This window comes from Carnobacterium sp. FSL E2-0243, from assembly GCF_038003605.1.
Classification (GTDB): domain Bacteria; phylum Bacillota; class Bacilli; order Lactobacillales; family Carnobacteriaceae; genus Carnobacterium; species Carnobacterium maltaromaticum.
Genome location: NZ_JBBOPM010000001.1, coordinates 1,749,508 through 1,762,072, shown reverse-complemented (window position 1 = coordinate 1,762,072; position 12,565 = coordinate 1,749,508). Strand labels below are relative to the sequence as shown.

12 protein-coding genes are annotated in these 12,565 nt (G+C 36.6%); 3 read left to right on the top strand and 9 right to left on the bottom strand.

Annotated elements, in window-relative coordinates; genetic code table 11:
* Positions 1–3: 3 nt before the first annotated feature.
* Together MHI00_RS08205 and MHI00_RS08200 are read right to left on the bottom strand one after the other, a co-directional pair.
* Positions 4–1,059: an NAD(P)/FAD-dependent oxidoreductase gene (locus tag MHI00_RS08205; protein WP_317944028.1), complete on the bottom strand. Its 1,056-nt coding sequence runs from the start codon at positions 1,057–1,059 to the stop codon at positions 4–6.
* 16 nt (positions 1,060–1,075) lie between these two features.
* Positions 1,076–2,011: an ABC transporter substrate-binding protein gene (locus MHI00_RS08200; RefSeq protein WP_057000440.1), complete on the bottom strand. Its 936-nt coding sequence runs from the start codon at positions 2,009–2,011 to the stop codon at positions 1,076–1,078.
* Positions 2,012–2,400: 389 nt separating this feature from the next.
* Here MHI00_RS08200 and MHI00_RS08195 point away from each other — a divergent pair, with 389 nt between their 5' ends.
* The 3 genes from MHI00_RS08195 to MHI00_RS08185 all read left to right on the top strand — a co-directional run bounded on the left by MHI00_RS08195 (position 2,401) and on the right by MHI00_RS08185 (position 3,571).
* Complete coding sequence (locus MHI00_RS08195) at positions 2,401–2,844, top strand: YaiI/YqxD family protein (protein WP_010053798.1); 444 nt, start codon at positions 2,401–2,403, stop codon at positions 2,842–2,844.
* A gap of 179 nt (positions 2,845–3,023) precedes the next feature.
* Positions 3,024–3,236 (top strand): hypothetical protein, encoded by a 213-nt coding sequence (locus tag MHI00_RS08190; protein ID WP_010053797.1) that lies wholly within the window; start codon positions 3,024–3,026, stop codon positions 3,234–3,236.
* A 26-nt stretch (positions 3,237–3,262) separates the two neighbouring features.
* Complete coding sequence (locus MHI00_RS08185; RefSeq protein ID WP_010053794.1) at positions 3,263–3,571, top strand: hypothetical protein; 309 nt, start codon at positions 3,263–3,265, stop codon at positions 3,569–3,571.
* 46 nt (positions 3,572–3,617) lie between these two features.
* Here the strand turns inward: MHI00_RS08185 and MHI00_RS08180 are convergent, their stop codons facing one another.
* The 7 genes from MHI00_RS08180 to MHI00_RS08150 form a co-directional block, all read right to left on the bottom strand.
* The gene (locus MHI00_RS08180) at positions 3,618–4,979 is read right to left on the bottom strand and encodes a citrate/2-methylcitrate synthase (protein WP_318588936.1); all 1,362 of its coding nucleotides are present in this window, start codon (positions 4,977–4,979) and stop codon (positions 3,618–3,620) included.
* A gap of 141 nt (positions 4,980–5,120) precedes the next feature.
* Positions 5,121–5,750 (bottom strand): orotate phosphoribosyltransferase, encoded by a 630-nt coding sequence (gene pyrE, locus MHI00_RS08175; protein WP_015076405.1) that lies wholly within the window; start codon positions 5,748–5,750, stop codon positions 5,121–5,123.
* Positions 5,751–6,467 (bottom strand): orotidine-5'-phosphate decarboxylase, encoded by a 717-nt coding sequence (pyrF, locus tag MHI00_RS08170; protein ID WP_010053791.1) that lies wholly within the window; start codon positions 6,465–6,467, stop codon positions 5,751–5,753.
* 1 nt (position 6,468) lies between these two features.
* Positions 6,469–7,386, bottom strand: coding sequence for a dihydroorotate dehydrogenase (locus MHI00_RS08165; RefSeq protein ID WP_010053789.1), 918 nt, complete (start codon positions 7,384–7,386; stop codon positions 6,469–6,471).
* Entirely contained in the window at positions 7,386–8,165 is a 780-nt protein-coding gene (locus MHI00_RS08160; protein WP_015076407.1) for a dihydroorotate dehydrogenase electron transfer subunit, read from the bottom strand. The genes MHI00_RS08165 and MHI00_RS08160 overlap by 1 nt, the downstream gene beginning before the upstream one ends.
* A gap of 128 nt (positions 8,166–8,293) precedes the next feature.
* Complete coding sequence (gene carB / locus MHI00_RS08155; protein ID WP_010053785.1) at positions 8,294–11,473, bottom strand: carbamoyl-phosphate synthase large subunit; 3,180 nt, start codon at positions 11,471–11,473, stop codon at positions 8,294–8,296.
* A complete protein-coding gene (locus tag MHI00_RS08150) occupies positions 11,466–12,554 on the bottom strand; it encodes a carbamoyl phosphate synthase small subunit (RefSeq protein WP_010053784.1) in 1,089 nt (362 codons plus the stop codon). Before MHI00_RS08150 ends, carB begins: the two co-directional genes overlap by 8 nt.
* Positions 12,555–12,565: the final 11 nt, after the last annotated feature.

The following is a 12,565-nucleotide window of genomic DNA, read 5'->3' as shown; positions in this document are numbered from 1 at the left end:
TTCTCATTCATTGTAAAAAAATTCTTCAACTAGAACTTTATTTTGATCAGTAAATTTATCATTGTGTGAAGAAACTGCTGCATGAGAATGAGCCGTTGGATCTAAATAAAGCTTGGCTTGGTTAACTGCATTCGCAGCATCTTGGAATGCTCCAGCAATTAGGTGCAACTTCCCTTCATGATGAACCACATCCCCTGCCGCAAAAATACCTGGAACATTAGAAATACCAGCTGGGCTGATTTCAATATAGTAATTATCTTTTTGTTTGAGCCCAACCGTATTTTGTTTAAAAATGGTACTTTCTTCCTCATACCCATGATTGATGACTACTTCATCAATTTCAATAAATTGAGTAGCTCCAGATTGTGAATCTGTTAATTGAACTTTTGCAATTTTCGTGTCTGACTCATCTGGAATAAAAGCCTCAATCGTTTGATTAAAATGGCATTTCACTTTGCTAGCTAGTAGTTTACTGACTTCTGCTTCGTGTCCTTTTAACTCGTCTTTACGATAAACTAAGTGAACAGAATCCGCAATCGGCTCTAATAAATTGGCCCAATCCACAGCTGAGTTACCGCCACCAGACAATAAGACTTGTTTGCCTTTTAAGCTTTGGGGATTTTGAATGGTGTAATTTAAATTAGTTTTTTCAAATTTTTCAACATCAGTGAGTTCGATTTTTTTAGGCTTTAGAATTCCCCAACCGATGGCTAATACCACTGTTTTTGAGTAGTGTATTGCACCGTTTTCAGCCGTTAAAATAAAATGACCGGCCTCATTTTTATCAATAGACACAATTTTTTCATTGGTTTTTATTGTGGGATGAAAGGTTTTTGCTTGCTGAACAAGATGTTCTACTAATTTTCCACCAGGTAAAGGCGGTAATCCACCCACATCCCAAATCATTTTTTCCGTATATAAATTGAGTTTGCCACCTAATATAGGATGACATTCAAGCACTTTAGTTTTCATTTCCCGCAATCCACTATAAAAAGCACTGAATAAACCAGCTGGGCCAGCTCCAATAATCGTTATATCGTATAATTCATCATTCTCCATGTCTATTCCTCCATTTTTAATTAGTCGTTGCTTTTTCAATTAGTTGATCGCGGATAAAGTCGATTTGCGCATTAGCAGATAAAATATCCGTATAGTAGCTTAAACCAAATGGTATTTCGATTAGGTGTTTATTTTCGATAGCGGGCAAAGCTTTCCAGATTGCACTATCATTCATATTATCCATTCCGTCATAGGTATTGCGAATAATGTAATCTCCTGCATATTCTGGTAAGACTTCCAGTGATAACGAAACCGTAAATTCATCCTTATCTAGGACTTCTTTTTGGATTTTTTCTGGTGCAATTAATTTCAGATTATCATAGGCAACTAATCCTGTTCCAAATTTTTGGCCAATAACCATCATTTCTTTTAATCCACCTTCAAAGATAGAAACTGTTGATTGATCAAAACCAACATCTTTTAATTTTTTTTGTGAATCAATAATGTTATCATTATACTCTTTTAATACTTTTTCAGCTTGACTTGATTTATTTAAAACATCCCCAATAAAGGTCACACGTTCAGTAGTTGTCATTTCACCATAAGGGACATAAACTGTCGGCGCAATTTTACTGAAGCGTTCATAGGTGGCTTTATCGATAGTCAAAATCAAATCCGGATCTAAGTCCATCATTTCTTCCTCATCCCATTCAGCCCACTGACCTAAATCTTTTACGTCTTTAACTTTGTCTTCATAAGCAGCAGAATCATACACTTCTGACATACCTATCGGCTCAATTCCTAACGCTAAAACATCTCCAGTGATATATTGGACAATCACACGTTTTGGTGACTTGGGAACTTTTACCTCGCCCAATTCTGTTTTAATTTGACGTGTATCTTCTTCTGTATTTTCCCCGTTGTTACTGGCATTACCACAGCCAATCACAAATAGTAAAGAACTGACGATGGTAATAAATACTATCTTTTTACCTGTAAATAAATGTTTCATTTTTTCCTCCTCCTAAATAAAAAGTTTGTTGAGCCGGGTAGCTCCGATAAGAAAATAGGGAAAATTGATATGGCGTTTTTTTGCCATCTCGAATTTTCATCTTTTTCTCGAGGAGCTGGCTCATAAGAACTCGTCTAGTATGCTAAACTCGGAATAATCATTACCCGAGTGAAACTGACTGAATAAAATCGTTAAACCCAACCCTTAATTGAGAATTGTTCTCAATTACATATTATAGCCAAATTCAGACAAGATTACAATCACTATTTGTGATTTATTTAACTATTTAATTTAAATAAAGCCTGAGTTAAATTAATTCGATTCAATCTAGTTTTTATTTCGGATGTTATCTGTTAAACTAGAATTAGTATAAGAAAGTAGGTAAAGATGTGCATATTTATATTGACGCTGATGCTTGTCCAGTTAAAGACATTATTATTTCTGAAGCAACTCAACGCTTATTAGCTGTTACGATTGTCACAAGTTTTTCTCATTTTTCAACTGTTCTCCAACCTGCTGGTGTGGATACTATTTATGTTGACAATGGTGCCGAAGCAGCCGATTATCGCATTATGCGTTTAATAAAAAAAGACGATGTTCTCGTAACTCAAGACTACGGTTTAGCCTCTCTTGCTCTTGCAAAAGGAGCTATTGTCCTTCATCAAACTGGATTCCGTTATTCAACTGAAAATATCGATCAATTGTTGCAATCCCGCTATTTAAGCGCTATGCAAAGAAAAAGTGGCAAACGAACCAAAGGACCTAAAGCTTTTACAAATGAAGATCGTGAAAAATTTAGAGCTCTATTTATTGAAACAATCTCTAGTAAATGAACTACACTCCCTCAATAAGCTAAAGCATGCTTATTGAAGGAGCTTTTTTTTTATCAAAAACAATTTTAATTTTTTTAATCTGTTCGCCTTTACTTTTCGAACGTTTGTTCGTATAATGAGAATGTATTCAAAACTTACCGATCTAATTACTATTTCAAAAAGTTAAAGGAGGAATAAAAATGACCCAAACTGATACGAATGTAGTTGCCATTTTAACGGATTTAATTGAAAAAAAGAAAAGTCTAGATAGCAGCGTCTATGCCTTTTATTTTGAAGGAGTAAAGCAAAGTGTTCGTTTATTAGATACGACCTATGAACTGTATCCTAAATTTTTAGAATATACGACAAATGAAGGTATTTTACCGGAATTAGCACTTCCTGAAGGTGCCTAAATAAAAAGAGAAAGGAAGCGTTTATTATGAATTTTGTAGCATTAACTGGGGCCGTTATTTCAGAAGTTAAAATCATTAATTTAAGCAGTGGTGCCCCCCTTTGTAGATTCACATTCGAAGCTGATGGTCGCTCGTTTAACTGCCTTATTTCAGGCATGTTAGCGTACGATTTCGTTTATGAAGTCGAAGAAGGCACCTTTCTAACTTTTGAAGCACGAATTAATGATAGAATGCAATTAGTCTTAGTCAACTATACTCTTGATAAAAAAGGCTTATCTTTTCATTCAGCCGCAGCTTATCAAGATACTGGTTACCCACATAAAAAAATTTCGTAACAAAAAAATCGAAAATTCTTGTTTTCAAGAACTTTCGATTTTTGTTTTAACGTGCATCAAGTGGTACATACGAAGTCGAAGCTAGAATGCTATCGTAGGCAGGTCGGATAATTTTGTTGGTGTTGATTAGCTCTTCCAAACGATGCGCACTCCAACCAACAATCCGAGCAATTGCAAACACAGGCGTATAAAGTTCCGTCGGCAACCCTAGCATGCTGTAAACAAACCCACTAAAGAAATCAACATTGGCACTAACTCCTTTGTAAATATGTCGTTCTTCGCCAATAATTTTAGGAGCTAGCTGCTCAACTAATGAATAGAGCTCAAATTCATCTATGCGCCCTTTTTCTTCAGCTAATTGCTGGACAAAACCTTTAAATATCTCAGCTCTGGGATCTGAAATCGAATAAACTGCATGTCCCATTCCATAAATTAGGCCTTTTTTATCAAAAGCTTCCTTATTTAATAACTTCCGCAAATAACTAGCGACTTGCTTTTCATCCTGATAATCTGCTACATTTTGTTTTAAATCTTCAAACATTTCCACTACTTTAATATTTGCTCCACCATGTTTAGGACCTTTTAAAGACCCTAGAGCTGCTGCAATTGTTGAATAGGTATCTGTGCCAGAAGACGTAACAACATGCGTTGTGAAGCTAGAATTATTCCCTCCGCCATGTTCCATATGCAAGACTAGCGCTAAGTCTAAAATTAAGGCTTCCGACTCTGTATATTCTTTATTTGGACGAAGCATCCGTAATAAATTTTCTGCAGTAGACAGGGTCTCATCAGGATAATGAATATATAAACTTTCACCACGTTCATAATGATTAAAAGCATGGTAGGCGTAGACTGATAATAATGGAAAAACACTAATTAACATCAAGCTTTGATTCAATACGTTAGCCAAAGAAATGTCATCAGCTTGTTTATCATAAGAAGCCAGAGTTAAAACACTTCTAGATAAAGCGTTCATGATATCCCGACTAGAGGCTTTCATGACAACATCCCTCACAAAATTGGTTGGCAGTGTTCTTTTTTGTGCTAGAATTTTTTGGAAATCTGCTAATTCTGCCTTTGTTGGTAAAATGCCAAACAATAATAAATAAGTGACTTCTTCAAAACCAAAACGATTGTCATGCATATAACCAGTTGTTAACTCTTTGATATTGATTCCTCGATATTCTAAAAGTCCATCTGGCGAAACAACTTCACCATTTTTTACAGTTTGTGGTTGGACAGTTGAAATATTGGTTAGTCCAGCCAAGACACCTTTTCCGTTAATATCTCGCAATCCTTTTTTTACATCTAGTTTTTGATATAAATCAGAATCGATTTGACTATTATGCACACATAATGCGGTTAATTGTAAAATTTCTGGCGTCACGTTCAAATGTACCTCAACCATACTCAATTCACTCCTTTTTTTAATCCCATTCTAATGATTATCTTATTTTACACTATTTAGGGAAAAATACAAAGAAGTATGCCATTTTATATCGGTTAAAAAAAACAAGGTTAAGAAATTTTCATTCTCAACCTTGTTTCTTTATTTCCCCCAACTAGCAGGATCTTTTTTCCATTCTTTTAATAATGTGATATCTTCCGCTTTAATTGAACCCATTTCTAAAGCAACATCAATTAAAGTTGAATAATTGGTTAATGTATGGAAAGATAATTTATTTTCTTTAAAGTTGGCTAAACCTTTAGGTAATTCATACGTAAAGATAGCAGCTGTTCCAATCACGTCTGCACCTTCATTTTTAGCAGCAACCGCAGCTTCAATCACACTGCCACCTGTTGAAATTAAATCTTCAATAATAACCATTTTTTGATTGGGATTGATTCGTCCCTCTATTTGATTGCCTTTGCCATGTTCTTTCGCTTTGCCACGAATATAAACCATCGGTAAATCCAATAAGTCAGCGACCCAAGCTGCATGAGGAATCCCTGCTGTTGCTGTTCCGGCAATCACTTCTGCATCTGGATAATTGGTTTTAATTAAATCTGCTAGTCCTTGAGCAATTTCACGTCGGACCTTTGGGTAACTCATCGTAATCCGATTATCACAATAAATAGGACTTTTAATTCCACTAGCCCATGTGAAAGGTGCATTCGGGCTTAGGCTAACTGCCTCAATCGTTAATAAATCTTTTGCAATCGTTTTTTCTAATGTCATTTAATCTTCGACTCCATTCCATTGATTTTTAATTGTATGATACGCTTTTACAGGATCTGCTGCTAATGTAATTGGACGACCTACAACAATAAAACTTGAACCCGCCGCTCGAGCTCGAGCTGGTGTAGCTACTCGTTTTTGGTCGCCTTTTTCATCTCCGGCTGGACGAATTCCAGGTGTCACACATAAGAAATCAGAAGCTGTATTTTCTTTAATTAACTGCGCTTCTAAAGCCGAGCAAACGACACCATCTAAACCAGCACTTTGTGTTAGTTTTGCATAGTGGATCACACTTTGTAACAATGGAACCTGAATTAATTGTTCCGTTCTCATAGCTTCTTGTGTTGTAGAAGTTAATTGCGTTACTGCAATCAATTCTGGACGTTGACTTCCAGCAGGAGTACCAGAAATAATGCCGTTCATTGCAGCTTCCATCATCTGTTTACCGCCTGCAGCATGAACATTAATCATATCTACATCCAAAGCTGCCAGACCTTTCATTGACCGTTCAACTGTATTGGGGATATCATGTAGCTTTAAGTCAAGAAAAATTTGATGACCTAAACTTTTCATTAATTTTACAACTTCAGGTCCATTTTGATAATATAATTCCATTCCGACTTTAACAAATAATTGTTCCTCTTTAAAATGAGCTAAAAATTGCTTTATTTCTTCGCTAGTTGAAAAATCCAATGCGATAATTGGTTTCGATTGCATGTTATCTTCCTTCCCGTACTTCTTTAATCAGTTCACTAAGTGTTGAAATTCCCAGTTCATCCATTCTTTTTGGTAATTCTTGAATTAATTTAGGACAAATGGTTGGATCTGTAAAATTAGCTGTTCCAATAGCCACAGCACTAGCACCTGCCATAAACATCTCTAAAACATCATCAACTGTGTAGACTCCGCCCATACCGATAATTGGTATGTCAACTGCATGACTCACTTGATGAATCATTCGAATGGCTACAGGTTTAATTGCTGGTCCCGATAATCCACCTGTTTGATTGGCTAAAATAGGCTTCTTTGTTTTCAAATCAATCCGCATCCCAAGCAAAGTATTGATCATCGTAATGCCATCTGCTCCTGCAGCCTCAACAGCTTTAGCAATTGGGACAATGTCTGTGACATTTGGTGATAATTTAACATAGATAGGAACACTTGAAACTTCCTTAACAGCTTTTGTTAAATCATAAATCACTTCTGGGTCTGTTCCAAAGGCGATTCCACCATGTTTTACATTCGGACAAGAAACATTTAACTCAATTGCATGGACATTAGGGGCCAAACTGATTTTTTCGCAAACTGTGACATAATCTTCTTTTGTTGAACCGGCTACATTTGCAATAATCGGTACATTATATTTTTCTAATTTAGGCAGTTTGTCTCGCATAATAACATCTAAACCAGGGTTTTGTAATCCAATGGCATTTAACATTCCACTTGGTGTTTCAGCTACTCTGGGAGTTGCATTTCCAAATCTAGGTTCTAAAGTAGCGGCTTTAACCATCATAGAGCCTAAGACGTTTAAATCAAAGTATTTAGCATACTCTTCTCCAAAACCAAAACAACCACTTGCTGGCATAATTGGATTTTTTAAATCAAGACCTGGTAATTTTACTGCTAAACGATTCATTATAGCACAACCTCCCCGACTTTAAAGACTGGTCCTTCGTCACAAACCTTCATACTCGTTGCTCCAGTAGGATCATCCTTTTTGTGACAGACGCAGGCATAACAGGCCCCCATCCCGCAAGCCATTCGAGCTTCCAAAGAGAAATACGCATTGCTATTTTCATATCGATTTTCAACAGCCATTAATAAACCTCTAGAACCACAAGCATAAACAACGTCAGGTACATAATCTGAATCAAGTGTATCTAAGGCCATTCCAACATGACCATGTAGACCATAAGAACCATCATCAGTCGAGTAGAGAACATCTCCTAATTTTTTGAATTTTTCTTCATAAAAAATAACCTCTTGGGTAGCAAATCCAAAAACATGTTGAACTTTAACGCCCATTGCAACTAACTGCTTAGATAGTTCATAGAGTGGTGGAACACCAATTCCGCCACCAATAATAAGCGCTTTTTCTCCAGGCTTAACTTTGTCTAAAGGATAACCGTTTCCTAAAGGTCCCATTACATCAATTTTATCTCCAGCCATTAGTTCGCTCATTGCTGCCGTTCCATCACCATCAACTCGATAAATAATGACACATTCTTGACGTTCTGGAATAATTTCAGCAATACTGATAGGACGACGTAAGATTAAATCCTTACGAGGAACTAATAAATGTAAAAACTGATCCGGAGTCTGCATTTCTTTCACAAGTTCACCTGTTAAACGCATTTCAAAAATTTTAGGTGCTAATTGTTCTTGACTGACGACTGTCATGATTTCTTGTAACATAGTTTCCTCCAGTATGATGAGATTTTTAATCGATATTTTCAGATTAAGTATACTCTTTTTTTATTTAAGAGACTTCCAAAGTAGGTAAATCTCTTAAATAAAAATCAAGCTTAATTCTATTTTAGCATTTATAAAGCAAGTGTATCAAATGAACGTGATTCTAACACTTTTAAGATAGCACTAGTCGTATCTAGTGAAGTAAATAACGGGACTCCTTGTTCAACAGCTTCGCGACGGATTTGGAAGCCATCACTTTGTACTTCTTTATCTCGTCCCATCGTATTCACTACAACTTGAACTTTACCTTCACGAATAACATCTAGCACAGTCAGTTCTTCATCCTCAGTAATCTTATTAATTTCTTTAACAAGAATACCTTCCTGCTTCAAGTACTTAGCTGTTCCACTCGTCGCAACTAATTGGTACCCAATAGCCAAGAAGCGTTTAGCAAGTTCGCCAGACTCAACTTTATCTTCATCTGCAATCGTAAATAATGCTGTACCATGATCGGCTAAATGCATATTGCTTCCTTCAAAAGCTTTGTATAAAGCTTTTTCTAGAGTTGAATCAGTTCCCATAACTTCGCCAGTTGATTTCATCTCTGGTCCTAAATTAGTATCAACACTCAACAATTTAGCAAAAGAAAAGACCGGTGCTTTAACATGAACTTTTGTTGACTCTGGATATAATCCATCTTTGTACCCTTGTTCTTTTAAAGACTTCCCTAAGATGACATTTGTTGCTACTTGAGCCATTGGAATACCCGTTACTTTACTTAAGAACGGCGCCGTACGGCTAGCTCGTGGATTGACTTCAATCACATAAACTTGCTCTTCGAAAATAACGAACTGGACGTTCATCATACCGATACAATTTAACCCAAGCGCTAAGCGTTTTGTGTAATCTGCAATTGTATCTTGGATTTTTTGAGATAAATTTTGCGGTGGATAAACGGCCATAGAGTCACCAGAATGCACTCCAGCTCGTTCAATATGCTCCATAATTCCTGGAATTAAGACATCTGTTCCGTCACTGATTGCATCAACTTCACATTCTTTGCCTAACAAGTAGCGATCAACTAGGACCGGATGTTCTGGCGAAGCTTTAACGGCATTGCGCATGTAATTTTCTAAATCTTTTTGATTCTCGACAATTTCCATTGCCCGACCGCCTAAAACATAACTAGGTCTAACTAAAACTGGATAACCAATGCGATTGGCTATTGTTACTGCTTCAGCTTCACTTCTAGCTGTGTCTCCTAAAGGCTGCGGAATATCAATTGATTTCAATGCTTGCTCAAATAAATCACGATTTTCTGCACGATCCAAATCTTCGACGGTTGTTCCCAAAATCGGAACACCTAATTTAGTTAACGGTTCGGCTAAATTGATTGCAGTTTGTCCTCCAAACTGAACAATTACGCCTTTTGGCTGTTCTAAATCAATCACATGCATGACATCTTCTAAAGTTAAAGGTTCAAAATAAAGTTTATCAGAAATCGAAAAGTCAGTTGAGACTGTTTCTGGATTGCTATTCATAATAATCGCTTCATACCCACATTTTTGTATTGCTTTAACAGAATGAACCGTTGCGTAATCAAATTCGACTCCTTGGCCAATTCTAATTGGACCTGAACCTAAGACTAATACGGATTCTTTTTTACTGACAATACTCTCGTTTTCTTGCTCATACGTACTATAAAAATAAGGTGTTTTTGATTCGAATTCACCAGCGCAAGTATCCACCATCTTGTAGACTGGAACCAATCCATTTTCTTTTCTAATTTCGCGAATGCGTAAGGCATCTGTTTCCCAAAACTTAGCAACTGCAACATCTGAAAAACCATTTTTCTTGGCATTTTCTAAGCTAGTAAGGTCATAAGGATGATCTTTTAAATCTTGTTCAATTTCAACAATATGCAAAAGCTTATCTAAGAAAAATAAATCAATTTTAGTCAGTTCAGCCAAATCTTGGATACTATACCCTCGTCTGATACCTTCAATTAAATAAAATAAACGGTCATCCTGAGCATTAATAATTTTCCCAACAAGATCTTCATCACTTACTGCATTAGCTTCTGGTGTTTCAATGTGAATTGTCCCAATTTCTAAAGAACGGACGGCTTTTAAAAGCGCCTCTTCAATATTTCGACCAATTGACATGACTTCTCCAGTCGCTTTCATTTGCGTTCCTAATTTGCGTTCCCCATGTTCAAATTTATCAAAAGGCCAGCGTGGAATTTTAGCTACTACATAATCCAGTGCCGGTTCAAATTGCGCATAAGTTGTTCCAGTTACCGGATTTTTCATTTCATCTAAAGTCAATCCAACTGCAATCTTGGCTGCTAATTTAGCAATTGGATAACCCGTTGCTTTACTGGCTAGCGCTGATGAGCGGCTAACACGAGGGTTTACTTCAATAATATAATAATTAAAACTATTTGGATCAAGAGCTAGTTGAACGTTACAGCCCCCTTCAATTCCTAACGCGCGAATAATTTTCAACGAAGAATCACGTAAAAGTTGATACTCATAATCAGAGAGAGTTTGACTTGGTGCGACAACAATCGAGTCACCTGTATGAATCCCAACCGGATCAATATTTTCCATATTACAAACAACCATGGCATTATCAGCACTATCTCGCATAACTTCATACTCGATTTCTTTGTAGCCGGCGATACTCATTTCTACTAAACATTGTGTCGCTGGTGAAAGTTTTAAGCCATTCGTGACAATTTCTTTTAATTCTTTTAAGTTGTTACAAATTCCGCCACCAGTCCCACCTAAAGTAAAGGCAGGTCGAACAATTAATGGAAAACCAATTTTTTCAGAAAAGGCAACTGCTTCTTCAACAGTATGAACAATATCTGATTCTGGAACAGGCTCATTTAAATCATGCATCAACTGTCTAAATAAATCACGATCTTCTGCTTGGTCAATAGCACTTAATTTAGTTCCAAGTAATTCGATTTCAAGTTCGTCTAAAATGCCAGAAGCTGCTAATTCCATTGCCATATTTAAACCAGTTTGCCCACCTAAAGTTGGCACAATTGCATCGGGTAATTCTTTTCTTAAAATTCTTGAAACAAACTCTAGTGTAATTGGTTCGATATAAACTTTATCTGCAATCTCTTTATCTGTCATAATTGTTGCTGGATTTGAGTTGACTAAGACAACCTCGTACCCTTCTTCTCGCAATGCTAAGCATGCTTGCGTCCCTGCATAATCAAATTCCGCGGCCTGGCCAATAATAATAGGACCAGAACCAATCACCATAATTTTTTTTATATCTGTTCTTTTAGGCATTGGCTTTGCGCTCCTTTCCAGCATCCATTAATTCCATAAATTGATCAAACAAATGTCCTGCATCATGTGGACCAGGAGCTGCATCTGGATGAAATTGAACGCTGAAAACTGGGTGATGACGATGTTTAATTCCTTCAACTGTTCCGTCATTTAGTTCAATATGAGTGACAATTAATTCATTCTTATCAATGCTTTTTTCATCTACTGCATAGCCATGATTTTGTGACGTGAAATCAATCCGTCCTGTTGCAATTTCTCGTACAGGGTGATTAAAACCTCGATGTCCAAATTTAAGTTTGAATGTATCAGCTCCATTTGCCAAAGAAATCAATTGATGTCCCAAACAAATGCCGAAAATAGGTAGTTTCCCTTGGATTCCACGAATCATTTCCAAAGCCTCTGGTACATCCTTTGGATCACCAGGCCCGTTGGTCAACATAACACCATCTGGATCTAACTCTAAAATCGTTTGAGCTGTTGTATTATACGGTAAAATAGTTAAATTACAATTTCGGTTACTTAATTCTCTTAAAATACTGTGTTTTAAACCAAAATCAATGACAACAACATTTCTGCCGCTCCCAGGACTTGGATACGGTCTAGAAGTAGACACTTGAGCAACTTGGTTTGTTGGTAAAACAGTCGCTCTTAATTGATCGAAAGCATGTTCCAGATTTTCATTTGCACCTGTAATCATCCCTTTAATTGTTCCTTTTTCGCGCAATAGTTTAGTTAATTGCCTTGTATCAATACCAGAAATTCCTGGAATATTCTTACGCTTTAAAAACTCATCCAAAGTAATTTGGCTTCGCCAGTTTGAAGCCACTCTTGCATGTTCTTTTACAATAACACCTTTACACGTTGGCTCAATTGACTCAAAATCATCACGGTTGATGCCATAATTTCCAACTAATGGGTAAGTGAAAACAATCATCTGACCATTATAGGATTGATCTGTTATGGTTTCTTGGTAACCAGTCATTCCAGTGGTAAAAACAACTTCTCCAGTTACTTCAATTGGAGCGCCGAAACCTTTACCTTTAAATATTGTCCCATCTTCTAATAGTAATAAACGATCCATCCTATCAAGCC

Excerpts from the sequence above, each read along its gene's own strand:
- MHI00_RS08205 (WP_317944028.1), bottom strand. The coding sequence starts at position 1,059 with ATGGAGAATGATGAATTATACGATATAACGATTATTGGAGCTGGCCCA.
- MHI00_RS08200 (WP_057000440.1), bottom strand. The coding sequence starts at position 2,011 with ATGAAACATTTATTTACAGGTAAAAAGATAGTATTTATTACCATCGTC.
- MHI00_RS08190 (WP_010053797.1), top strand. The coding sequence starts at position 3,024 with ATGACCCAAACTGATACGAATGTAGTTGCCATTTTAACGGATTTAATT.
- MHI00_RS08185 (WP_010053794.1), top strand. The coding sequence starts at position 3,263 with ATGAATTTTGTAGCATTAACTGGGGCCGTTATTTCAGAAGTTAAAATC.
- MHI00_RS08180 (WP_318588936.1), bottom strand. The coding sequence starts at position 4,979 with ATGGTTGAGGTACATTTGAACGTGACGCCAGAAATTTTACAATTAACC.
- pyrE (WP_015076405.1), bottom strand. The coding sequence starts at position 5,750 with ATGACATTAGAAAAAACGATTGCAAAAGATTTATTAACGATTGAGGCA.
- pyrF (WP_010053791.1), bottom strand. The coding sequence starts at position 6,467 with ATGCAATCGAAACCAATTATCGCATTGGATTTTTCAACTAGCGAAGAA.
- MHI00_RS08165 (WP_010053789.1), bottom strand. The coding sequence starts at position 7,386 with ATGAATCGTTTAGCAGTAAAATTACCAGGTCTTGATTTAAAAAATCCA.
- MHI00_RS08160 (WP_015076407.1), bottom strand. The coding sequence starts at position 8,165 with ATGTTACAAGAAATCATGACAGTCGTCAGTCAAGAACAATTAGCACCT.
- carB (WP_010053785.1), bottom strand. The coding sequence starts at position 11,473 with ATGCCTAAAAGAACAGATATAAAAAAAATTATGGTGATTGGTTCTGGT.
- MHI00_RS08150 (WP_010053784.1), bottom strand. The coding sequence starts at position 12,554 with ATGGATCGTTTATTACTATTAGAAGATGGGACAATATTTAAAGGTAAA.